Annotated in this window: 17 protein-coding genes; 6 read left to right on the top strand and 11 right to left on the bottom strand. The window is 64.4% G+C overall.

The window, feature by feature from the left end:
* Positions 1-274 precede the first annotated feature (274 nt).
* Positions 275-3,493: a bifunctional proline dehydrogenase/L-glutamate gamma-semialdehyde dehydrogenase PutA gene (gene putA, locus ACVOLL_RS11085; protein WP_481512955.1), complete on the top strand. Its 3,219-nt coding sequence runs from the start codon at positions 275-277 to the stop codon at positions 3,491-3,493.
* Positions 3,494-3,845: 352 nt separating this feature from the next.
* On the opposite strand, the gene ACVOLL_RS11080 is transcribed toward putA, so the two are convergent.
* Positions 3,846-5,294 (bottom strand): outer membrane protein transport protein, encoded by a 1,449-nt coding sequence (locus ACVOLL_RS11080; protein ID WP_481512954.1) that lies wholly within the window; start codon positions 5,292-5,294, stop codon positions 3,846-3,848.
* A 200-nt stretch (positions 5,295-5,494) separates the two neighbouring features.
* On the opposite strand from ACVOLL_RS11080, the gene ACVOLL_RS11075 reads away from it, so the two are divergent.
* Positions 5,495-6,187, top strand: a complete 693-nt coding sequence (locus tag ACVOLL_RS11075; RefSeq protein WP_481512953.1) for a rhomboid family intramembrane serine protease — start codon at positions 5,495-5,497, stop codon at positions 6,185-6,187.
* A 151-nt stretch (positions 6,188-6,338) separates the two neighbouring features.
* Here the strand turns inward: ACVOLL_RS11075 and ACVOLL_RS11070 are convergent, their stop codons facing one another.
* Both ACVOLL_RS11070 and ACVOLL_RS11065 read right to left on the bottom strand, forming a co-directional pair.
* A complete protein-coding gene (locus ACVOLL_RS11070) occupies positions 6,339-7,751 on the bottom strand; it encodes a S41 family peptidase (protein WP_481512952.1) in 1,413 nt (470 codons plus the stop codon).
* 116 nt (positions 7,752-7,867) lie between these two features.
* Positions 7,868-9,094 (bottom strand): murein hydrolase activator EnvC family protein, encoded by a 1,227-nt coding sequence (locus tag ACVOLL_RS11065; RefSeq protein ID WP_481512951.1) that lies wholly within the window; start codon positions 9,092-9,094, stop codon positions 7,868-7,870.
* Positions 9,095-9,260: 166 nt separating this feature from the next.
* On the opposite strand from ACVOLL_RS11065, the gene ACVOLL_RS11060 reads away from it, so the two are divergent.
* Together ACVOLL_RS11060 and ACVOLL_RS11055 are read left to right on the top strand one after the other, a co-directional pair.
* Positions 9,261-9,914, top strand: coding sequence for a DUF4097 family beta strand repeat-containing protein (locus tag ACVOLL_RS11060; protein WP_481512950.1), 654 nt, complete (start codon positions 9,261-9,263; stop codon positions 9,912-9,914).
* Between the two features lie 61 nt (positions 9,915-9,975).
* Positions 9,976-11,685 carry a M28 family metallopeptidase gene (locus ACVOLL_RS11055; protein ID WP_481512949.1) on the top strand — a complete coding sequence of 570 codons (1,710 nt, stop codon included), beginning with the start codon at positions 9,976-9,978 and terminating at the stop codon, positions 11,683-11,685.
* A 66-nt stretch (positions 11,686-11,751) separates the two neighbouring features.
* Here ACVOLL_RS11055 and rarD read toward each other — a convergent pair whose 3' ends face one another.
* Both rarD and yedA read right to left on the bottom strand, forming a co-directional pair.
* On the bottom strand, positions 11,752-12,663 hold the full coding sequence (rarD, locus tag ACVOLL_RS11050) for an EamA family transporter RarD (RefSeq protein WP_481512948.1): 912 nt from the start codon (positions 12,661-12,663) through the stop codon (positions 11,752-11,754).
* Positions 12,660-13,562, bottom strand: coding sequence for a drug/metabolite exporter YedA (gene yedA, locus ACVOLL_RS11045; RefSeq protein ID WP_481512947.1), 903 nt, complete (start codon positions 13,560-13,562; stop codon positions 12,660-12,662). Before yedA ends, rarD begins: the two co-directional genes overlap by 4 nt.
* Before the next feature lie 199 nt (positions 13,563-13,761).
* Here yedA and ACVOLL_RS11040 point away from each other — a divergent pair, with 199 nt between their 5' ends.
* Positions 13,762-15,096 carry an MFS transporter gene (locus ACVOLL_RS11040; protein WP_481512946.1) on the top strand — a complete coding sequence of 445 codons (1,335 nt, stop codon included), beginning with the start codon at positions 13,762-13,764 and terminating at the stop codon, positions 15,094-15,096.
* A 274-nt stretch (positions 15,097-15,370) separates the two neighbouring features.
* Here the strand turns inward: ACVOLL_RS11040 and ACVOLL_RS11035 are convergent, their stop codons facing one another.
* From ACVOLL_RS11035 to ACVOLL_RS11020, 4 genes are all read right to left on the bottom strand, one after another.
* Positions 15,371-17,023: a M28 family metallopeptidase gene (locus tag ACVOLL_RS11035; protein WP_481512964.1), complete on the bottom strand. Its 1,653-nt coding sequence runs from the start codon at positions 17,021-17,023 to the stop codon at positions 15,371-15,373.
* 293 nt (positions 17,024-17,316) lie between these two features.
* Complete coding sequence (locus tag ACVOLL_RS11030; protein ID WP_481512945.1) at positions 17,317-18,249, bottom strand: MBL fold metallo-hydrolase; 933 nt, start codon at positions 18,247-18,249, stop codon at positions 17,317-17,319.
* An 85-nt stretch (positions 18,250-18,334) separates the two neighbouring features.
* Positions 18,335-18,628 carry a hypothetical protein gene (locus ACVOLL_RS11025; RefSeq protein WP_282273156.1) on the bottom strand — a complete coding sequence of 98 codons (294 nt, stop codon included), beginning with the start codon at positions 18,626-18,628 and terminating at the stop codon, positions 18,335-18,337.
* Between the two features lie 23 nt (positions 18,629-18,651).
* Positions 18,652-19,953 carry a tryptophan--tRNA ligase gene (locus tag ACVOLL_RS11020; protein ID WP_481512944.1) on the bottom strand — a complete coding sequence of 434 codons (1,302 nt, stop codon included), beginning with the start codon at positions 19,951-19,953 and terminating at the stop codon, positions 18,652-18,654.
* Positions 19,954-20,074: 121 nt separating this feature from the next.
* On the opposite strand from ACVOLL_RS11020, the gene ACVOLL_RS11015 reads away from it, so the two are divergent.
* Entirely contained in the window at positions 20,075-20,902 is an 828-nt protein-coding gene (locus tag ACVOLL_RS11015) for a hypothetical protein (RefSeq protein ID WP_481512943.1), read from the top strand.
* Positions 20,903-21,115: 213 nt separating this feature from the next.
* On the opposite strand, the gene ACVOLL_RS11010 is transcribed toward ACVOLL_RS11015, so the two are convergent.
* Both ACVOLL_RS11010 and ACVOLL_RS11005 read right to left on the bottom strand, forming a co-directional pair.
* Positions 21,116-21,337: a CsbD family protein gene (locus ACVOLL_RS11010; protein ID WP_282269033.1), complete on the bottom strand. Its 222-nt coding sequence runs from the start codon at positions 21,335-21,337 to the stop codon at positions 21,116-21,118.
* A gap of 188 nt (positions 21,338-21,525) precedes the next feature.
* Complete coding sequence (locus ACVOLL_RS11005; RefSeq protein WP_481510314.1) at positions 21,526-21,663, bottom strand: entericidin A/B family lipoprotein; 138 nt, start codon at positions 21,661-21,663, stop codon at positions 21,526-21,528.
* Between the last annotated feature and the right edge of the window lie 25 nt (positions 21,664-21,688).

Here is a 21,688-nt window from a genome sequence, read left to right as displayed (position 1 = left end):
GCGGAAATCGAGTTCGATGGTAGCCCTGCCCGCACACGCCCGGCAAGCTTCCATTCATCATCGTCATCAATGCTGCAGTGCACATCAAAACTGTGCCCATATCGTCCCAGCACGTCGATTTAATTGCCGGAATCGGCACAATTAAAACCAACTCGTTAAGTATTGCGAAAGTGCCCACACACCAGTGCTTTCAAGCTGCCAACAGATGCCCGCCGGGGACTAGGAAATCCGCCACCGAAGATTAAAATGGCCGAATCCAACTGTGGCCGAGCGCATGAACGCAACACCTTCTCCTGATGTCGCCTCCCCTACGTCGCCGGCCCCGCCGCTGCTGACGCCTGAGCTTCCGCCGGCGCCGCCCGCGCTGCGCCAGGCCATCACTGATGCCTGGTTGAAAGACGAAGCCAGCCACGTGCGCGAACTGCTGGAGCAGGCGCGCCTGCCGGCCGCCGAACAGGCGCAGGTACAGGCCACCGCTGCCGACCTGGTGCGCCGCGTGCGCGCCCGCGCCAAGAACCAGGGCGCGATCGAAGCCTTCATGCGCCAATACGACCTGGGCAGCGAGGAAGGCGTGCTGCTGATGTGCGTGGCCGAAGCCCTGCTGCGCATTCCGGACCAGGAAACCGCCGACAAGCTGATCCGCGACAAGCTGGGCGAGGCCGACTGGAAGCGCCACATGGGCCAGTCAGACTCGGTGCTGGTCAACGCCTCGACCTGGGGCCTGATGCTGACCGGTCACCTGGTTGATCTGGCCGATGCCACCAAGCGCGATGTGCATGGCGCGTTCAAGCGTCTGATCGGCCGCGTTGGCGAACCGGTGATCCGCCTGGCCGTGCGTCAGGCCATGAAGATCATGGGCCACCAGTTCGTCATGGGCCGCACCATCGACGAAGCGCTGTCGCGTTCGCACAAGGGCGACAACAGCAACTACCGCTACTCCTTCGACATGCTCGGCGAAGGCGCGCTGACCATGAAGGACGCGCTGCGCTATCTGGAAGACTACCGCCGCGCCATCCACGCCATCGGCAGCGACAACATCGCCCGTGGTGGCAAGGCCGACGGTGACGTCACCACCTCGCACGGCATCTCGATCAAACTGTCGGCGCTGTACCCGCGTTACGAGCACGCCAAGCGCGAGCGCGTACTGAAGGATCTGGTGCCGGGCGTGCTGGAACTGGCGCAGCTGGCCAAGTCCTACGGCATCGGATGTACCGTCGACGCCGAAGAAACCGACCGCCTGGAACTGTCGCTGGACATCATCGAGCGCGTGGTCAGCGATGCCTCGTTGAAGGGCTGGGAAGGCTTCGGCATCGTCGTGCAGTCCTACCAGAAGCGCACGCCGTACACGATTGATTACCTCGCTGACCTGGCCCGTCGCATCGGCCACAAGCTGCAGGTGCGTCTGGTCAAGGGCGCGTACTGGGATGCGGAAATCAAGCGTGCGCAGATCGAAGGCCTGCCCGCCTACCCGGTGTTCACCCGCAAGCAGAACACCGACGTGTCCTACATCGCCTGCGCCAAGCGCCTGTTTGGCCATAGCGACGCGATCTACCCGATGTTCGCCACCCACAACGCGGCCACCATCGCCACGATCAAGCAGATCGCCAAGGGCGGCGTGTACGAACACCAGAAGCTGCACGGCATGGGTGATGACCTGTACGCCGAAGTGATTCCGGCTGACCGCTTGAACGTGCCCTGCCGCGTGTACGCACCGGTGGGCTCGCACGAAGACCTGCTGCCGTATCTGGTGCGGCGCCTGCTGGAGAACGGCGCCAACTCCAGCTTCGTCAACCGCATCACCGATGAAGACGTGTCGATAGACGACCTGATCCGCGATCCGGTCGAAGCCGTGTCTTCGTTTGCTTCCATCCCGCACCCCAAGATCCCGCTGCCGGTTGATTTGCTGCGCAGCCAGAACCACGACAGGACCAACTCCATGGGCATCAACCTCGCCAACGACAACGAACTGCGCGCCCTGGCCGAGCAGCTCAACGCCGCCATCAAGCCGTGGCAGGCGACCCCGCTGGTGCAGGGCGTGGCCCCGGGCACGCCGTCGCAGCCGGTGGTCAACCCGGCCGACAACCGCCAGGTCGTCGGTCACTGGCAGGCTGCCGACGCCGCCACCGTGCAGAAGGCACTGGCCAATGCCGTGGCCGCACAGCCGGCCTGGAACCGCACCCCGGCCGCCAGCCGCGCCGCCATCCTCGAGCACGCCGCCGATCAGCTTGAAGCGCGCATCGCCGAGTTCATGGCACTGTGCGTGAAGGAAGCCGGCAAGAGCCTGCCCGACGGCGTCGCCGAAGTGCGCGAAGCAGTCGACTTCCTGCGTTACTACGCCAAGCAGGCACGCGAGCAGTTCGGCGCCGCCGAAAAACTGCCGAGCCCGACCGGCGAAAGCAACGAACTGCAGCTTCACGGCCGTGGCGTCTTCGTCTGCATCAGCCCGTGGAACTTCCCGCTGGCGATCTTCCTCGGCCAGATCAGCGCCGCACTGGCCGCCGGCAACAGCGTCATCGCCAAGCCGGCCGAGCAGACCAACCTGATCGGCTATTACGCAGTGAAGCTGCTGCTCGACGCAGGCGTGCCGGAAGGCGTGCTGCAGTTCCTACCGGGCGACGGTGCCACCGTCGGTGCCGCGCTGACCGCCGACCCGCGCGTGGCCGGCGTGGCCTTCACCGGATCCACCGAGACCGCCCGCGCCATCAACCGCGCCATGGCTGCACGCGATGCCGCCATCGGCGTGCTGATCGCCGAGACCGGCGGCCAGAATGCCTTCATCGCCGACTCCTCGGCACTGCCGGAACAGCTGGTCAAGGACGCGATCGGTTCGGCCTTCACCTCCGCCGGCCAGCGTTGCTCGGCAGCGCGCGTGCTGTTCGTGCAGGATGACATCGCCGACAAGGTGATGGGCATGCTGTCCGGTGCGATGGCCGAACTGAAGGTAGCCGATCCGGGCGAGCTGTCCACCGACGTCGGTCCGGTCATCGACGCCGATGCCCTGCAGATCCTCAAGGATCACGCCTTGCGCATGGACGCCGAAGCGCGCCTGATCGCAGCCGCACCGCTGTCCGATGCGGCCGCGCACGGCACCTTCTTCGCCCCGCGTGCGTACGAGCTGAAGGATCTGAATCAGCTGCACAAGGAGATCTTCGGGCCAGTACTGCACGTGATCCGCTGGAAGGCCGATCAGCTGGATGCGGTGATCGACCAGATCAACGCCACCGGCTACGGCCTGACCCTGGGCGTGCATTCGCGCATCGACGAAACCGTTGATCGCATTGCAGCGCGCGTCAACGTCGGCAATGTCTACGTCAACCGCAACCAGATCGGCGCGGTGGTCGGCGTGCAGCCGTTCGGCGGCCAGGGCCTGTCCGGCACCGGCCCCAAGGCCGGCGGCCCGCACTACCTGCTGCGCTTCGCCACCGAGAAGACGGTAACGGTGAACACCACCGCCGCCGGTGGCAACGCCTCGCTGCTGACCCTGGGCGACTGATTCCAGTTGTATTGTGATCAAGAAAAACCCCGCGCAAGCGGGGTTTTTCTTTGTCCTGCGAAAAGCCTACCCCTCCCCACCCCTCCCCTTCGCTGCGCGAAAGGGAGGGGGCTGTAGTGCCGAGCCATGCTCGGCAGAGGCTTTTTCCCGGCAACGCGTCAACCTTGCAGGAGCGGCGGAAGCCGCGAAGCAGATGGTCTATCTGATTGCAGCGGCATCGGTGATTTCATTGATGCCAGCTTCGCGGCTTACGCCGCTCCTACAAATGCACGATCGCCTGCAGTGCAATCGGCGCCCAAACAAAAAGCCCCGCTTGCGCGGGGCTTTCTGCATGCATCAATTACAGGTCCGCTTAGAACTTGTAGTTGATCGAAGCAGCGAGGATGTCGCCGCCCACGTCGTACTTGCCCTTGACCACGTTGCCAGTGGCCGAGGTCACGTTGATGCCCGGCTCATTGGTGAACAGGTGGGTGTAACCGAAGTTGAACTCGGTCTTCTCCGACGGGGTCCAGCCCAGACCGAACGACAGCCACTTGCGGGTCACGTCCGGCACGCGCACGTCGCGGTGCGAGATGCTGGTCGGCGACTCGTCATAGGCCACACCGCCGCGCAGGGTGATGGTTTCCGACAGCTTGTACTCGGTACCGATCGAGCCAAAGGTGGTGTCGTTGTAATGGAAGCCCAGAACGCTGTCCGGCTGGTTCGAAGCGAAGTCGACGGTCACCTGGTCGAACGCGGTCTTCCATGCGGTGCGCGACACGTCGCCCATCACGGTCCAACGGTCGTTGATGCGGTGGGTCACGCTCATCGAGATCGAGGCCGGCAGGGTCACCGTGGCCTTGCCCGAGGTGTCCACGAACAGGCCGCTACCCGGCTGACCGAGGGCAACCGAAACATTCTGCGGAACGGTGAAGTTGGCCTTGCCACCGGTGATCTTGTGCTCGACCTTGGAGCGGTACGTGAAGGCAATGTTGGTGTCTTCAGTCGGGCTCAGGGTGGTGCCGAGCAGGTAACCGACGGCATTGTTGTCGCCTTCGATGGTGACGAAACCATCGGCGCTGCCCGGCGAGAAACCACCGAGAGCAGCCTGCTGACCAGCAGCGGCGGCGGCGGCGGCGATCTGCGCCGGGGTGCGGCCAGCGGCAGCTGCAGCTGCGGCGGCGCGCTGCTGGGCGGCACCGTTGACCACAGCACCCATGTCCAGTGCATTGGACAGTTCGATGGTCAGGTGCTCAACGAACACCGACGCGCCGAACGACACATACGGGTTGACGTCGTAAGAGAACGCGGCACCCAGGTCGATGGCCTTCAGGTCGGTGGTCACGCCGCTGTAGCGGCCCACCCAGTTCTTGTCGTAATCGGTCTTGAAGCCGAACGGTGCAGTCAGCGACAGGCCGAAATGCATGTTGTCGTTCTCACCGAACGGCAGGTGGAAATACGCTGCCGGGACCGGCGCGATCATGCCTGCATCGCCGCCGTTACCGCCGGTGATGTTGGTGCCGGTGCCCGGGCCACCCGGGCCGGAGTTACGGCCGGAGGCCTTCTCGAACTTCGCCGAGAAGCTGATGGCGCTCAGGTCAGCCTGGAACTGGCGACCGTCGAGCAGGCGCATCGAAGCGGGGTTGGTGGCGACAACCGAAGCGTCGTCCCATGCGCTGGTGGAACCAGCAAAAGCGCGGCCGAGGCCCTTGGCGCTGTTTTCCTTCAGCTGGAAGGCAGCAGCATCGGCGTGGCTGAAAGCCAGGGCGCCGGCAATACCGACGGCAAGGGCAGTTACGCGAGCAATAGCAGAAGCGGTCATAGTGGAAGCTCTCTCCGTAAACGGTAATGGTCGTTTTGCGCCTGCACTCCCAAGTAGCAAGCTACTTGACAGTGCGCCGGAGTCCCCTCCCGACATACGACGCCGTATGCAGTATCACCCACGCTGGTTAACTAAACAATAACGACGAAAGACATATTCCCAGCCCGCCCCGGGCGGTCCCGGGTTAGGCTTCCGCACTCATGTTCGTCTCCATTCCTTCCAGAAATAAGTCAGGCCTGCGCTGGGCTGTGCCTTTGCTGTGCCTGACCTTGCTGGCCGCCTTCCTCTGGTCGATCTCACGGCCAGATGAGGCGCGGCGCTCGTTGTGGCTGGACTGGGGCGCGCTGGCCACTGGCCTGGGCAGTGGCCATGACTGGTGGGCAGCCTTGCGCGACGGCAGCGTATTAAGGCTGTTCACCGCACTGTTCCTGCATGCCGACTGGTCGCACCTGCTCGGCAACCTGGTGTTCCTGCTGATCTTCGGCCTGCCCGCAGAACGCGTACTGGGACCGTGGCGCCTGCTACTGCTGTTCCTGTTTGGCGGTGCCATCGCCAACCTGGCCGCGCTGTATGTGATCGGCTCACCGGAACGCACCATCATCGGTGCCAGTGGCGCGGTGTCGGCGCTGATGGGGGCTTATCTGACCCTGTTCCCACGCGCCAAGCTGGGCGTGGTGCTGCCGTTGGGCTTGTTCCTGGAATTCGTGCGTGCGCCAGCCTTTCTGCTGATCGGCGTGTGGGCGGCCCTGCAGGTGGTGTTCGCCTATATCGGCCCCAGCTTCGGCATGGTGGCCTGGTCGGCGCATGTGGCTGGTTTTTTGTTTGGCGTGGCGTACGGGCTGTATGTGCGTGCGGCGATTGCCCGACGGCTGCGCAAGCGCAAGGGCTTCTAGCTTTCTTGTAGGAGCGGCGTCAGCCGCGAAGCCGGTGACCCATCAGATCACCGGCTTGTCTGCAATTTCATTGATGTCGGCTTCGCGGCTGACGCCGCTCCTACAAGAGCGCCGACATGGCCCGGCTAAAGCTGCCGAGCATGGCTCGGCACTACAGGGGCTTTTCTGCGGCGGCGGGCTTTTCTGTGGCTTCCGGCTTTGCAGCCGCCGCCGGGGCTGGCGGCTTCGCTGCGGTGTTGGCGGGCTTGGCTTTCGCCGCTGCGGCCTGTGCCGCTGCTACCGAGCCGGGGTGCTTGAGTTCCTGCAGCGCCGACTGGATCGGGGCATCGCCCGGCAACACCACGCCGGCCTTGCTGCCCACCGCTTCGTCATCGCCACGCAGATGGCCGGGCAGCTTGGCTTCACTGTAGTCGCTCAGACTGGGCGGCAGGTCGTTGACCGCATCGGCCGGATCCGGGGTCAGCTCCACATCCGGCAGGATGCCGGTGGCCTGGATCGAGCGGCCGCTGGGCGTGTAGTAACGGGCGGTGGTCAGCTTGACCGAGTCGCCGTTGTCCAGCGGCAGCACGGTCTGTACCGAACCCTTGCCGAAAGTGCGGCTGCCGACCACGCGGGCGCGGCCATTGTCACGCAAAGCACCAGCCAGCACTTCCGATGCGCTGGCCGAGCCAGCGTCGGCCAACACCACCATCGGTGCGCCCTTGAGCAGGTCGCCCGGGGTGGCGTCGAACTTGGCGTCGCTGATCGAGATGCGGCCGCGGGTACTGACGATGCCGCCCCTCTCCAGCAGATCATCCGCTACCTGCACGGCGGCCGTGAGCAGGCCGCCCGGATTGCTGCGCAGGTCCAGCACCAGGCCCTTCAACTTGCCACCAGCCTGCGCCTGCAGTTGGTTCAACTGCTTCTGGAAATCGGCGCCGGTATCGGCCTGGAAGGTGCTGATGCGGATATAGCCGTAACCCGGCTCCAGCATCTTGCTGCGCACGCTGGTGACGCGGATGGTCTCGCGCATCACGGTGACATCGAAGGGCTTCTGTTCGCCACGGGCGATGGTCAGCACCACGCTGCTGCCTGCCTTGCCACGCAGCGGTTCGCTGGCATCGATGGCGTTGATCGGGGTGCCATCGATGGCCACGATCAGGTCACCGGCCTTCAGACCTGCTCGCGCGGCCGGGGTGTCGTCGATCGGCGACACCACCTTCAAGGTGTTTTCCTGCTGCAGTACCTCCACGCCGATGCCTTCGTAGGCACCGTTGGTCTGCTCGTCGAAGGCCTCGGCATCTTCTTTGTTGAAGTAGGTGCTGTGCGGGTCCAGCTCCAGCAACAAGCCGCGTACGGCCGACTGCATCAGCTTCTTGTCATCCACCGGATCAACGTAAGCCGCACGCACGGCGTTGTAGACACCTACGAAGCGGCGGATCTCATCCAGCGGTACGCGCGAGGTCACCGATTCCTTGGCGTCGGGATCGTCCGCCTTGGACACCTTGTCCGGGGCGCTCTGGGCCAATGCAACAGCCGGTGACAGGGCCAACAGCAGGGCAGCAGCAAGACGGGCTACACGCATGAACCACTCCATGAGAAAACGGATGCGCAATAACCGCGCTGGACCCGATTATGCGCGAAGCCCAGCTAAATTCTTGTTGAATCGGCGCCGCCGCCTGTACCAGCGCTCAGCCGGCGTTACTGCCGCTGCAGCCAGGTCGATGGATCCACCGGCTGGCCGTTGCGACGCAGTTCAAAGTACAGGGCGGTCACGCCCTGGCCACCGGAGTTGCCGACCTTGGCCACCGCATCGCCACGCTTGATGCTGGCGCCAGCATCCTTGAGCAAGGCGTCGTTATGCGCGTACAGGCTCATATAGCCGTTGCCGTGATCGACGATCAGGATCATGCCGTAACCGGTCATCCAGTCGGAGAACACCACGGTGCCGTCAGCGACTGCGGTCACCGTGCTACCGGCCGGGGCGCCGATCAGCACGCCGGCGCTGTTGCGGCCATCCGGCAGGCGACCACCGTAACGGGCCAGCAGATTGCCCGACAACGGCCAACCCAAGCCACCAACCCGCGGCGCCGGCGCATTGGCGACCACCCGCGGTGGCACCTTGCCCGGCGCGGCCCGGGCCGGGCTCCGCGTTGAGCCGCCATTGGCAGCTGCAGCCTGCCGCGCCTGCTCGGCGGCACGACGGGCGGCCGCACGGCGCTCGGCTTCGGCGCGCGCAGCAGCGGCACGCAAGCTGGCCAGCACCTGCTCCAGCGCGCGTGCGTCCTTGCCCAAGGCCTTCTCGCGCTCGCTGCGATCCTGATAGCGGGTATCCAGTTCGCTCAGCACGCTGGCGCGCTGGCGACGGTCCTGGGCCAACGCGGTAGCCTGCTGGCGCTGTTGTTCGCGGGCCTGCTCCAGTTCTTTGCTGCGCGCGACGATCTGCTGCTCGGTGCTGGTCAGCGCCTGCAGATCGGTGGTCAGGCCGGTGATTGCCTTGGCCCGCTCACGCTGCAGATAGCGGTGATAGGCCAGTTCGCGATTGGCATCGGCCACGCTGTCCTGCGACAGCAGCAGCTTCAATGGCGCGTGGTTGCCCAGCTGGTAGGCGCCGCGCAGCAGCGTTGCCAGCTGCTGGCGCTGCTGGGCCAGGCCGCTTTCCAGCGTGGTCCGGCGTTGCTGCAGGGCAGCCAATGATTGTTGCTCGCGCTGCACTGCGGCTTCGGCCTCGGCTACCGCCCGGCCGCTGCGGGCGACCTTCTGGTCGGCCTCGCGCAGGCGCTGGCTGGCTTCACCACGCTGCCCTTCCAGCTGGCGCCGTTCCTGCGCAACACCTTTGATCTCGCCGCGCAGCTGCTGCAGCTTCTTTTCGGTGTCACGCGAACTGTTCTGTGCCGATAATGGACCAACCAACAGCACCCCCAGCATCAACAGGCAAGCACCGCGCCATGGCGGCAGGGCCGCAGGTCGTTGTGAACGAGGCTGGTGACTGGGCTGGCGCAAAGAGGTTCCAGTGACTTCAGGCAGATGCGGATTGTACCCAAGCGTGGTGCCATGCCGCCCAGTCCATCGGCATTTCCACAGTGGAGATCTCATGAAACGTCTATTTCTACTTCTGCTGCTGAGCGCGAATGCCCCGCTGGCGCTGGCCGCCGACGACATCAGCAAGGTCAATGGCAGCATCCAGACCCAGGCCGGCAACACCTACGGCGATCTGGAAACCGTCAATGGCGGCATCCAGTTGGCCGCAGGAGTGCAGGCCAACAGCGTCGAGACCGTGAACGGCAGCGTGCGCATCGAAGACAATGTGCAGGCGCACAGCATCGAAACCGTCAACGGTGGCATCCGCGGCGGCCGCAACCTGGTGATTACCCACGGCCTGGATACGGTCAACGGCGGCATCTACGTTGATCGCGGCAGCCGCATTGGCGGCAGCATTGAAACCGTCAACGGCAGCATCGGCCTGGTCGCCGTGCAGTTGGCTGGCGACATCGAAACCGTCAATGGCGACATCACCGTTGGTATCGATTCAGTTGTCAGAGGCGGCATCAAGGTCAATCGTCCCTCGTTCGGCATCTCGCTGACCGCACCGCGCAAGCCGCGTATCGTCATCGGCCCGAACGCCGTGGTCGAAGGCCCGCTGGTGTTCGAGCGCGAGGTCGTGCTGCTGGTGCACGACTCGGCGAAGATCGGTCCTGTGACCGGCGCCACGCCGCAACGCTTCGACAGCGAAACCGCGCCACGCTGAACGCGCATTGCAGGCCAATCCTGCCTAGAATCCGGGTTCGATCTTGCAACCCGGAGTTCTCATGCATCGCAAACTGTTGTTGTGCCTGGCCGCGACCGCGGCACTGGCCGCCTGCAAGCAGGAGGCACCGGCACCGGCGGCCTCCGCGCCCGCCCCAGCCCCGGCTCCGGCCCACACCTTTGCCGGCGGCATCAACGCTGCCGACTTCGGCGAACTGGTAAAGACCCTGGCCTCGGATGAGTTCGAAGGCCGCGCCCCCGGCAGCAACGGCGAAGAGCTGACGGTCAACTACATCCGCGACCAGATGCAGCGCATCGGCCTGCAGCCGGGCAACGGCGACAGCTGGTTCCAGGAAGTGCCGATGACCGAAACCACGGCCAACCCGGCTACCGTGCTGAAGATCCAGCAGGGCCAGGCCAGCCGTGACCTGGTATTCGGCACCGACATGGTGATCGGCACCCGCAGCGGCCAGCCGGAAATCAAGATCGACAACAGCGAGCTGGTGTTTGTCGGTTACGGCGTGGACGCACCCGAGCAGAACTGGAACGACTACACCGGCCAGGATTGGAAGGGCAAGACGGTGGTGATGTTCGTCAACGACCCGGGCTTCCACACCGACGATGCCAAGTTGTTCGATGGCAAGCGCATGACCTATTACGGGCGCTGGACCTACAAGTTCGAGGAAGCCGCCCGCAAGGGCGCTGCTGCCGCGCTGATCGTGCATGACAGCGCCGGCGCGTCCTATGGCTGGGATGTGGTGAAGAACTCCTGGGGCGGTGCGCAGTACGACCTGCCCGCCGCCGAAGACAGCCAGCCGCGCCTGCAGGCACAGGGCTGGCTCAGCGCCGAGGCCGCACGCAAGCTGTTTGCCGACGCCGGGCTGGACCTGGACAAGGCCTACAAGGACGCCAGCAAGCGTGGCTTCAAGCCGGCACCGTTGAATGCCAGCCTGTCGCTGGACCTGAAGAGCACCATCGCGCAGAAGAAGTCACGTAACGTGGTCGGCGTGCTTCCGGGCAGCAAGCGTGCCGACGAAGCCGTGCTGTACATGGCGCACTGGGATCACCTCGGCAAGCACGAAGGTGAAACCGGCGACAACATCTACAACGGTGCGGTCGACAACGCGACCGGCGTGGCCGGCATTCTTGAAGTGGCCGATGCGATGGCCCACCAGCAGACTCCGCCGGAGCGCTCGGTGGTGTTCCTGGCGGTGACGCTGGAGGAATCGGGCCTGCTCGGTTCGCAGTACTACGTGAACCACCCGACCTTCCCGCTGGACAAGATTGCCGGCGTGATCAACATCGATGCGATGTCGGTCAATGGTCGCGCGCGTGACCTCACCGTAACGGGCTTCGGCAGCTCCGAGCTGGAAGACCTGCTCAAGCCGCTGGCCGCCAAGCAGGGCCGTACCCTGCATGCGGAAAGCTCGGTGCAGAGCGGCTTCTACTTCCGCTCCGATCACTTCAACTTCGCCAAGGCCGGCGTGCCGGCACTGTATGCCGATGGCGGCGAAGACCTGATCGATGGCGGTGTCGAGGCCGGCAAGCGTGCGGCCGAAGCCTATGGCAAGGACCGTTATCACGGTCCGAAGGACGAGTACGACCCGGCCACCTGGAAGCTCGACGGCATCGTCGAAGACCTGGAACTGTTGTACGGCGTTGGCCAGCAGCTGGCCGGCGGCGATGCCTGGCCGAACTGGTATGAAGGCAACCCGTTCAAGGCCAACCGCGACGCGATGATGAAGAACAAGGACAGCAACACGGGCAAATAAGCCACTGCTGATCGCTAGAGAACGGCGCCGTTGGGCGCCGTTCTTGTTTGTGTATGGCTACGTTGCTTAGGTCGTCGGCGAAGCCGCACTCGCCATCCGCGCCTTCCGCACACCGGCCACCGCAAACACCACCAGCCCGGCCCAGATCAGGCAGAAGCCAACCAGCTGATTGGCACTGAACGCCTCGCGGAACACCAGCACACCGACCAGGAACTGCAGGGTCGGCGCGATGTACTGCAGCAGGCCAACCACGGTCAGCGGCACCCGCCGCACACCGAAGGCGAAGGCAATCAGCGGGATCGCACTGACCGCACCGGCCAGTACCAGCAGCGCGTCGATGCCAACGCCCCAGCCGGAGATGAAACCGCCACCATGGCCGCTCTCGGCCCAGAGCACATAGGCCAGCGCCGGCGCCACCATGAACAGACTTTCCACGCCCAGCCCGCTCACCGCGTCCACCACCACCAGCTTGCGCAGCAGGCCGTACAGGCCAAAGGTGATGGACAGGCCAATCGCAATCCACGGCGGGCGCCCGCTCTGCCAGGTCAGCCAGGCCACGCCCAGCGCTGCCAGCGCCACCGCCAGCCATTGCAGCTTGCCCAGGCGTTCGCCCAACACCATCACCCCGAGCAGCACGCTCAGCAGCGGGTTGATGAAATAACCCAGGCTGGTTTCGACCACGTGGCCGGCGTTCACCGCCCAGATGTACAGGCTCCAGTTCAGCGCGATCAGCAGGCTGGACAGACCCAGCAGCCAGAACCGCCGCGGCGTTGCCCAAACCTCCGTCAGCCAGCCCCAGCCGCGCACGATGCTCAGGCCGCCAACCAGCAGCACCGCACTCCAGACAATACGATGGGCAATGATCAGGAACGACGGCACCTCCTTGAGCAGGTGCCAGTACAGCGGGAACAGGCCCCAGATGACGAAGGCCAGAGTGATGGCCCAGAGGCCGTTGCGGTGTTCGCTGTTGCTGTTCATGCGCGACGCAGCCTGGCAAGAGTGATGACCACGACGCCGGCCAGAATCACCGCCATCGCACCGAGATCGGAAACACTGAAACGCTCATGTGCGATCCACACGCCAAGGGCGACGGCGATCACCGGATTGACGTAGGCATAGCTGCTGGCCAGCACCGGGCGCACGTTGTGCAGCAGCCACACGTAAGCGGTGAAGGCGATGATCGAGCCGAATACGGTCAGATAGCTCACCGACAGCAGGCCCTGCAGGTTGGGCCAGGTGCTGATCCGCTCACCGCGCAGCAGGCCGGCGCAGACCAGGATCACGCCACCGCACAGCATCTGCCCGGCGGCGGTCATGAACGGCGATGGCAGGTCACGGCCGCGCGACCAGATCGAACCGAACGCCCAGCCCAGCGGTGCGATCAGCAGCAGGATCAAGCCGGTAGGCGTTGCAGTCAGGCTGCTGCCGGCGTTGAGCCAGACCACGCCGACGAAGCCAACGGCAATACCCAGCCATTCACCGCGGGTGACTTTCTCGCCACGGATGGCCGAGAACAAGGCCATCCACAACGGCACCGAGGCCACCGCCACCGCCGCCAGACCCGACGACACATCACGCTCGGCCAGCACCACCATGCCGTTGCCGAGGAACAGCAGACACAGGCCCATCACCGCCAGCGTCTTCCATTGCGCGCGGGTCGGCGCGGCCACACCACGCCAACGCAGCAGGGCATAGAGCACGCTGCCAGCAATGACGAAGCGGGTACCGGAGATCACCGTCAGCGGCGGCAATCCGCTTTCCAACGCCAGATGGATGCCGAGATAGGTCGACCCCCACACCACGTAGACCAGCAACAAGGCCAAAACGACAAGGCCACCCCTGGGAGGAGCAGCCGGCGTGGAATCGGGGGAGGACATGAGGCGGTGCCACCATTCGGGGGAAGGTGAATTCTAGGGCACAGCGGCGCCGAGATCAGTCTGAAAAACGGCATGCTGTATTCGTTTGGCAGGTCACCTACATCATCCATACATGGTCTGCGCTAGGGTTGGACCGACCGCCGCGCCACAGCTGCGCGCATCGCCCGGCCATTGGCCATCAAGCGAGGACCGCTTCTGCATGAACACCTCCAGCGCCAGCGCACCGGCAGCCTCCGACCGCGCCGCCCTGCGTCGCTCCATCTCCAACACCTTGAAAGGTTCGGCCGGCAATCTGGTCGAGTGGTATGACGTCTATGTGTACTCGGTGTTCGCCGTGTACTTCGAGTCGCAGTTCTTCTCGGCCGCCGACAAGAACTCCACCATCTACGTGTGGGCGATTTTCGCGGCGACCTTCCTGATGCGTCCGATCGGTGCCTGGTACTTCGGCCGCTTCGCCGACCGCTACGGCCGCCGCCGCGCACTGACGGTTTCAGTGACGGTGATGGCGGCCTGCTCGTTCCTGATCGCGATCACCCCGACCGCCGCGCAGATTGGCGGTGCCGCAGCATTGATCCTGCTGCTGGCCCGGCTGGCGCAGGGCTTTGCCACCGGTGGCGAATACGGCACCAGTGCGACCTATATGTCCGAGGCGGCGATTCCCGGCCGGCGCGGCTTTCTGTCCTCGTTCCACTACGTCACCCTGGTTGGCGGCCACGTGCTGGCGCAGCTGACCCTGCTCGGCATGTTGCTGCTGTGGGACAAACCCGAGATCTCCGCCTGGGGCTGGCGCATCGCCTTCGGCATCGGCGGCATCGCCGCCATCGTGGTGTTCTGGCTGCGCCGGAGCATGGACGAATCGCTGACATCCGATTCCATCGAAGCGGCGAAGGATGGCCGCGCAAAGACCTCCGGCTCCATGTACGAGCTGTTCGTGCATCAATGGCGACCGTTGCTGCTGTGTTTCCTGATCACCGCTGGCGGCACGGTGGCGTTCTACACCTACTCGGTGAACGGGCCGAAGATGATCCAGAGCGCTTTCGCCGGCAATGACGTGATGACCGGCACCGTGATCAACCTGGGCGTACTGACGTTTTTGATGCTGCTGCAACCGGTCGGCGGTTGGCTGTCGGACATCGTCGGGCGCAAGAGCCTGCTGGTGTTCTTCGGCGTAGGCGGCGTGCTCTACAGCTGGTACATGATCACCCAGCTGCCGCAGCAGCATGACCCGCTGATGGCCTTCCTGGTGCTGGCAGTCGGCTTCGTCATCCTCACCGGCTACACCTCGATCAACGCGGTGGTGAAGGCCGAGCTGTTCCCCACGCATGTGCGTGCGCTGGGCGTGGGCTTTGGCTATGCGATGGCCAATTCATTGTTTGGCGGTACGGCGCCGTTGCTCTATCAGGGTGCGCTGAAGACCGGGCATGTGGATACGTTTGCGATCTATGTCACCGCGGTGATTGCGGTATCGCTGGTGGTGTATGTGTTCTTTCTGAAGAACAAAGGGCCGAACTGGTTGGATGGTACGCGGCGGTAAAGGCTTTGGCTTTGGCTTTGGCTTTGGCTTTGCTTTCAAGCCGTCATTCCCGCGCAGGCGGGAATCGCTCTATGCCTTTGCCTTTGCCTTTGCCTTTGCCTTTGCCTTTTGCACTTGCCCTTTTCCCTGCCTTCGTCCTGTCAAATGCAAACAGCAAAGGCCAGAGCGATTCCCGCCTGCGCGGGAATGACGGCATAAGAAGCAAAGAGCAAAAACAAAAAACGGCGGACTCAGTCCGCCGGTCTTCGCATCACTCAACGCCACGCAATATCACTCAACGTCTCGCAGCATCACTCGCTTCACGCGCAGCCTCGAACTCCGCGCCCTTCTGCCACGTTGGCCACTGTCGACTATTGGCCAACTCCAGGCCCATGTCGTAAACCAGCAAGGTATCGGCAGCCAAACCACGCGCATCCCACTGCGGCGTCCACGCATCGCAGGCCTGGTGGTAGCACTTGGCGAAATAGGCATCACGCAGCGCGCGGCCGGCGGCAACACCACCGTCCAGCTTGTCCAGACCAGCACCTACGGTGATCGCCGGCACACCCTTGCGGGCAAAGGCAAAGTGATCAGCGCGATAGAAGAAGCCGGCTTCCAGGTTCGGGTCCGGCGACCAGCGACGGCCACGTGCCTGTGCAACACGCTGCACATCGTCTTCCAGCGAAACCCGGCCATTGCCCCAGGTCGCGATGTCGGCGGTTTCGCCGTCCGGGCTGAACATCTCGATGTTCAATACCGCTGCCGTGGTTTCCAGCGGTGCCAGCGGGTGCGCGGCGTAGTAGCTGGCACCGAGCAGGCCCTTCTCTTCGGCCGTCAACGCGATGAAATACAGCGAACGCTGCGGCCGCGGGCCGGCGGCGAACACGCGGCCCAGCTCCAACACCGAGGCCACGCCGGTGGCGTTGTCAATGGCGCCATGACGCACAGTCTGGCCGCTTGCGTCCGGCTGGCCGATGCCGAAGGCGTCCCAGTGTGCGGAGAAGATCACCGACTCCTGCGGATGGCTGCTGCCTTCCAGCTTGGCCACCACATTACGAGTGACCACGCGCTCACGCTTGACCCAGAAGCTGGTGGTGAGACTGGCGTCGCCGAGCTCGACAGGACGGAAGTCAGCCTTCATCGCCTTGCGCTTCTCGGTCTCGAAATCGAGGCCAGCGGCACTGAAGATGCGTTCGGCCAGGGCACGCTGCATCCAGCCACGTACCGGCGTATGCGCGGCCAGTGCCTCATCGTTGCTGCGTTCGATATCGAACAGCGGCGAAGTACCCGACGCCTTCACCGTCGCCCACGGATAGGCGGCCGGAGCGGTCTCGTGCACGATCAGCACGCCCTCGGCGCCGCGGCGTGCGGCTTCCTCGAACTTGTAGGTCCAGCGGCCGTAGTAGGTGACGGCCTTGCCGTCGAACGCGCCCGGTGCATCGGTCTCGAAGTCGGCGTCATTGATCAGCACGACGGCGATCTTGCCGCTCAGGTCCAGATCCTTGTAATCGTCCCAATGCCGTTCCGGCGCGGAGATACCGTAGCCGATGAACACCAGCGGCGTGTCCTGCTGGTCGACCACACCGAACGGGCTAAGGCTCTGCAGGGTGATGTCCTCACCGTTGACCAGCGGTTGCGACTTGCCGTTCAAGCTCAGGCTGGCCTGTACCGGGCCGTCCACCGTGGCGCGGACCAGCGGCACTTCCTGCACCCAGCTGCCGTCCTTGCCGCCCGGCTGCAGGCCGGCCTTGCGGAATTCGTTGACCAGATAGTCCACGGTGCGCTGCTCACCGGCCGAGGCCGGAGCACGACCTTCGAACTCGTCCGAGGCGAGGATGCGCACATGCCGCGACAGTGCTTCCGGATCGATGCCACCGCCGGGCAGGTCATTGGCCGCCGAGGCGATGCCGCCGACAAACAGGCAGGAGGACAGCAGCAGGATGCGCATCGGATTCACGGCAACTACCAACGACAGAATGAATGGCAGATTCTAACCGGCCTTGCCTTGGTAGTGCCGGGCCATGCTCGGCAGAAGCGTTGCCGGGAAAGCCCCTGCCGAGCATGGCTCGGCACTACACCCCTTCCCTTTCGCGCAGCGAAGGGGAGGGGTGGGGAGGGGTGGGCTTCACCGCTTCTGTTCTGATCGTGGCTTCGCGGTTTACACCGCTCCCACATAGAGCTGATGCATCACTGGGAAAGCCTCTGCCGAGCATGGCTCGGCACTACCAACCCCGCCGCCCCTCAGCGCTTCTCGCGGTCCAGCCAACAGGCCAGGCCCTGCGCGTTGAGCTCGATATCCATTGCCAGAACCCGCAGCACTTCAGATGCATCCAGCGGGCTGCCCTGCAATCTCAATCGCGCTACATACAGCGCACCGAGCGCATCCACCAGCAGGCGATGGCGCTCCGGCTCGCCGCTGCAGCGCTGTGCGATCGCAACCATCGCGTCGATCTGCTCGTGCAGTTCCTGCGCCAATCGCGCCGTGCCTTCGACGCGGCCGTAATGGGTCAGGTACATGCCTTCCGGTGCTTCCTGCATCAAGCGCAGGATCGAGGCATGCATTGCCTCCGGCTCGAACTGCACTGGCGACGAGGTGGGGATGATGAACGCACCGCCGGCATGATCCAGCTCGCGGTACGACAGGCCAAACGTGTCGCCGGTGAACCAGCTGCGACTGGCCGCATCCCACACGCAGAAGTGATGCCGTGCATGTCCCGGCGTATCCACGCAGACCAGCTCGCGACCCGCCAGCAGAACGCGATGCCCGTCCTCGGCAACCACCACGCGCTCGGCCGGCACCGGCACGATCTGGCCGTAGCTGCGCGCGATCTCGGCTTCGCCATACACCGCTGTTGCGCCGGCGATCAGCCGGGTCGGATCGATCATGTGCTGGGCACCACGCGGGTGCACGACCAACCGCGCATTGGGCAGCTGCTGCATCAGCGCACCGGCGCCGCCGGCATGATCCAGGTGCACATGGGTGACGATCAGCCAGTCGATATCCGCAGGCGTCAGGCCCGCCTGCGCAATGCAGGCCAGCAGATTGGGCAGCGAGTGGGTGGTACCGCAATCGACGAACGCGCCACGTCCGTCCTGCACGATCAGGTAGGCCGCATCGAAGTGATCGCGCTGGAACGCGGTATCGATGGTGTGGATGCCATGGGCAAGAGACATGCGGCAACTCCGGCAGAAACTGGCTTCGATCCTGCCAGCCACCCTGCCCGCACTCAACCCGGACTTTTGTCGCAGCCGCGTCGGCTCAGTGCTGCAGTACGCGTGGGCGCAGCAACAATGCCAGCACCATTACCGCCAGGAAGCCGCCGTAGGCATACAGCACGGCGAGGATCTGCTTCCACAGGCCTTCGGCCACCTCGGTTGCGCCCACGTGGTAACCCCACAACATGAAACCGATGCTGGCCACCAGGGCCAGCACCAGCATCGATGCATCAAACACGCTGCGCCGGCGATTGCGCGGCTGGCGCGGGAACCACCAGTACAGCGCTCCCATCACGCAGAACCAGGGGAGAAACAACAACAACGACAACCAGGCCATCGACGTGCTCCTCCACAGGGTGATTACTCCTTCGCCGCAGCCTCGCGCAGTTCGCGCAATGCCGCCAGCACCGGCTCCACTTCCACTTCGACCTTGAACAGCTCGCTCTGCAGTGCATCGCCCTGCTCGGCCTGCTTGAGTACGGCGATCAGCTGGCCGGCATCGCGCGGCGAGTCAAAGCCTTCGCTCTGGATCAGCAGCGCGCCTTCGCCATCGAGCAGCTTGAAGTAGAAGCGGCCGTCCTTCTCGCGGTACTGCTTGAACAGCGGCAGCGCCGCCTTGGCAGCGACCGCGGCCTTGGGCTTGTCGCCGGCGGCGGATAGGTCACGCAGGCCGACGGCGTGGCGCAGTTCCTTCAGCAGCGGGATAGCGAACTGCTCGCGCAGCTGCTGGCCGCGCTTGCGCAGGATGGCTTCGATCTTCTCAGGCTCGGCCATCAAGGCGTTGTAGCGCTCGCGCAGCGGCGACAGCTCGGCGTCGATGCGCTCGAACAGCTGCTGCTTGGCATCGCCCCAGCTGATGCCCTCGGCAAAGGCCTTGGCAAAGGCCGCAGTCTGCTGCGGGCTGGCGAAGGCCTGGTACATCTGGAACAGCGCCGAGCCCTCGGTGTCCTTGGGCTCGCCCGGCAGGCGCGAGTCGGTGAGGATGGAGAACACCAGCTTCTTCAGCTCCTCGCGTGGCACGAACAGCGGGATGGTGTTGCTATAGCTCTTGCTCATCTTGCGGCCGTCCAGGCCGGCCAGGGTGGCCACCTGTTCGTCGATGATCACTTCCGGCAGGGCGAAGTACTCCTTACCGTAGACGTGGTTGAAGCGCTGGGCGAAATCGCGGGCCATCTCGATGTGCTGGATCTGGTCACGACCCACCGGCACCTTGTTGGCGTTGAAGATCAGGATATCGGCGGCCATCAATACCGGGTACATGAACAGGCCGGCGCTGACACCTGCGTCATCGTCGAGCTGCTCCTCGCGGTTCTTGTCCACCGCCGCCTTGTAGGCATGGGCGCGATTGAGGATGCCCTTGCTGGCGACCACGGTGAGGAACCACATCAGCTCGGTGGTTTCCGGGATGTCGCTCTGCCGGTAGAACCACACCTTGTCCGGGTCCAGGCCGCAGGCCAGCCAGCTGGCCGCGATCTCCAGGGTCGAACGCTGGGTGCGCTCGGGCTCCTGCGCCTTGATCAGGCTGTGCAGGTCGGCCAGGAAGAAGAAGCTCTCGATATCCGAGGCCTGGCTGGCGGCAATGGCCGGGCGGATCGCGCCGACGTAGTTGCCGAGATGGGGAGTGCCGGAGGGGGTGATGCCGGTGAGGACGCGGGTAGTCATGTAAACCAAGCTGACGAGCGGATGAACCGGGCCAGTGTAACCGCCCCAGCCTGTCCCCGCCCTCAACCCCATTGCCCGCGCCCGGCCGTTTCAAGCCACGTACCCCGCCAAGGAGCCTGCCATGTACCGTTTTCTAGCCAGTGTGTTGTCGGTTGTCGCGCTATGTGGGTTCAGCCCGGTACGGCCGACAGATGAGGGCCCGGTGCAGCTGTCGGTGATCGACCGCGACGACGGGCAGGAGCTGGACCTGCACCCGCACCGGGGCCAGCAATGGGTGGCCGGCAGCCCCGGCCACCGCTACAGCGTGCGCATGCAGAACCGCAGCGGCCAGCGCGTGCTGGTGGTGCTGTCGGTGGACGGAGTGAATGCCATCACCGGCCAGACTGCCTCACCCAGCCAGTCCGGCTATGTACTGGAGCCGTGGCAGAGCAGCGAGATCACCGGCTGGCGCAAATCCAATGCCGAAGTGGCGCAGTTCGTGTTCACCAGCTCCAGCGACAGCTACGCCAGCCGCACCGGCCGCCCGGCCAATGTCGGGGTGATCGGCATCGCGGTGTTCAACGAGGCGCGCCGGCCGGTGTATGACGTGCGCCCACTGCCGATGCCCAGGCCCACGCCGCGGCCGATGCCACAGTACGAGGACCGTGCCGAGGCCAGCGCCAGTGCAAGTGGGCGCGCCGCCGAAGCCGCTGCGCCCAGCGCGATGGCCAAGAGCGAATCGCGGCAGCGACTGGGCACCGGTCATGGTGAGCGTGAGTGGTCGAGTTCGTCATTGACCAGTTTCGAGCGTGCCAGCCGCAACCCGGTGCAGGTCAGCGAGGTGCGCTATGACTCGCGGCAGCGTTTGGTTGCGATGGGCATCCTGCCGCGCGGCTATCGTCACGTGGACAACTCGCCACAGGCGTTCCCCAGCGGCTTCGTGCCGGATCCGCCGGCGCGTTGGCGCTGAGTTGGTTGGTCGCAGCGCGGGGCCGCAGCTTGTCTGTAGGAGCGGCGTAAGCCGCGAAGCTGACCTTGCCAAAGCCCTTACCCCCCATGCCATCTGATGATCCCCCGGCTTCGCGGCTTACGCCGCTCCTACAAAAAAGCAAAAAGAAACCGATGCCAGAGGACTGGCATCGGTTTCTTTTTTAGGCAAACGAATTTCCTCAGTCACGCTGCATCAGTGGTAATCGGGATAGTCCTTGTGCAGCGCCTTCTGGAAGTCGCGCACCTCGGTTTCGGCGCGGTCCTTGGCCCAGCCGTAGCGTTCCTGCAGGCGACCTGCGAGGTATTCGGCGTTGCCTTCGGCCACCTTCATGTCGTCGTCGGTGATGTCGCCCCACTTGGCCTGTACCTTGCCCTTGAGCTGGGTCCACTTGCCGGAAATGATGTCTTTGTTCATTACGCTGCTCCTTCGGGGGATACGCGGTTGATTCGCGTGGGACCACCTTCGCTGCAGCGCTGTTGGAATGAGGTCCATGATTCCTTGTGTGCTGCTGACCTTGGTGAACATCGCTTCAGCTAACAAACCCGCGCATGAAAAAGGCCGGCAATGCCGGCCTCTTCGTTCATCTGGATGGCGCTGCGGGATCAATGCCCCTTGGCAGCACCTTCAACTTTCTCGCCCACCTTCTGCACATCTTTGCCGGCACCGGCAACCGTGTTGCAGCCCGACAGCACCGCGACCGAGAACAGCGACAACAACATCAGGGCGACCAAACGCTTCATGTGATTCTCCTGTGGTGGTTCCATC

The sequence above is a fragment of the Stenotrophomonas sp. STEN035 genome (genome assembly GCF_056759935.1).
Note: the sequence above shows the minus strand (reverse complement) of the source record. Positions and strands in the feature narration are given on the sequence as shown.

Bases quoted from the DNA above. Each gene is read 5' to 3' on its own strand.
- ACVOLL_RS11055 (WP_481512949.1), top strand. From the start codon at position 9,976: ATGCATCGCAAACTGTTGTTGTGCCTGGCCGCGACCGCGGCACTGGCC.
- yedA (WP_481512947.1), bottom strand. From the start codon at position 13,562: ATGTCCTCCCCCGATTCCACGCCGGCTGCTCCTCCCAGGGGTGGCCTT.
- ACVOLL_RS11025 (WP_282273156.1), bottom strand. From the start codon at position 18,628: ATGGCCTGGTTGTCGTTGTTGTTGTTTCTCCCCTGGTTCTGCGTGATG.
- putA (WP_481512955.1), top strand. From the start codon at position 275: ATGAACGCAACACCTTCTCCTGATGTCGCCTCCCCTACGTCGCCGGCC.
- ACVOLL_RS11035 (WP_481512964.1), bottom strand. From the start codon at position 17,023: ATGCGCATCCTGCTGCTGTCCTCCTGCCTGTTTGTCGGCGGCATCGCC.
- ACVOLL_RS11075 (WP_481512953.1), top strand. From the start codon at position 5,495: ATGTTCGTCTCCATTCCTTCCAGAAATAAGTCAGGCCTGCGCTGGGCT.
- ACVOLL_RS11040 (WP_481512946.1), top strand. From the start codon at position 13,762: ATGAACACCTCCAGCGCCAGCGCACCGGCAGCCTCCGACCGCGCCGCC.
- ACVOLL_RS11020 (WP_481512944.1), bottom strand. From the start codon at position 19,953: ATGACTACCCGCGTCCTCACCGGCATCACCCCCTCCGGCACTCCCCAT.
- ACVOLL_RS11005 (WP_481510314.1), bottom strand. From the start codon at position 21,663: ATGAAGCGTTTGGTCGCCCTGATGTTGTTGTCGCTGTTCTCGGTCGCG.
- ACVOLL_RS11015 (WP_481512943.1), top strand. From the start codon at position 20,075: ATGTACCGTTTTCTAGCCAGTGTGTTGTCGGTTGTCGCGCTATGTGGG.
- ACVOLL_RS11030 (WP_481512945.1), bottom strand. From the start codon at position 18,249: ATGTCTCTTGCCCATGGCATCCACACCATCGATACCGCGTTCCAGCGC.
- ACVOLL_RS11010 (WP_282269033.1), bottom strand. From the start codon at position 21,337: ATGAACAAAGACATCATTTCCGGCAAGTGGACCCAGCTCAAGGGCAAG.
- ACVOLL_RS11070 (WP_481512952.1), bottom strand. From the start codon at position 7,751: ATGCGTGTAGCCCGTCTTGCTGCTGCCCTGCTGTTGGCCCTGTCACCG.
- ACVOLL_RS11065 (WP_481512951.1), bottom strand. From the start codon at position 9,094: ATGCTGGGGGTGCTGTTGGTTGGTCCATTATCGGCACAGAACAGTTCG.
- ACVOLL_RS11060 (WP_481512950.1), top strand. From the start codon at position 9,261: ATGAAACGTCTATTTCTACTTCTGCTGCTGAGCGCGAATGCCCCGCTG.
- rarD (WP_481512948.1), bottom strand. From the start codon at position 12,663: ATGAACAGCAACAGCGAACACCGCAACGGCCTCTGGGCCATCACTCTG.
- ACVOLL_RS11080 (WP_481512954.1), bottom strand. From the start codon at position 5,294: ATGACCGCTTCTGCTATTGCTCGCGTAACTGCCCTTGCCGTCGGTATT.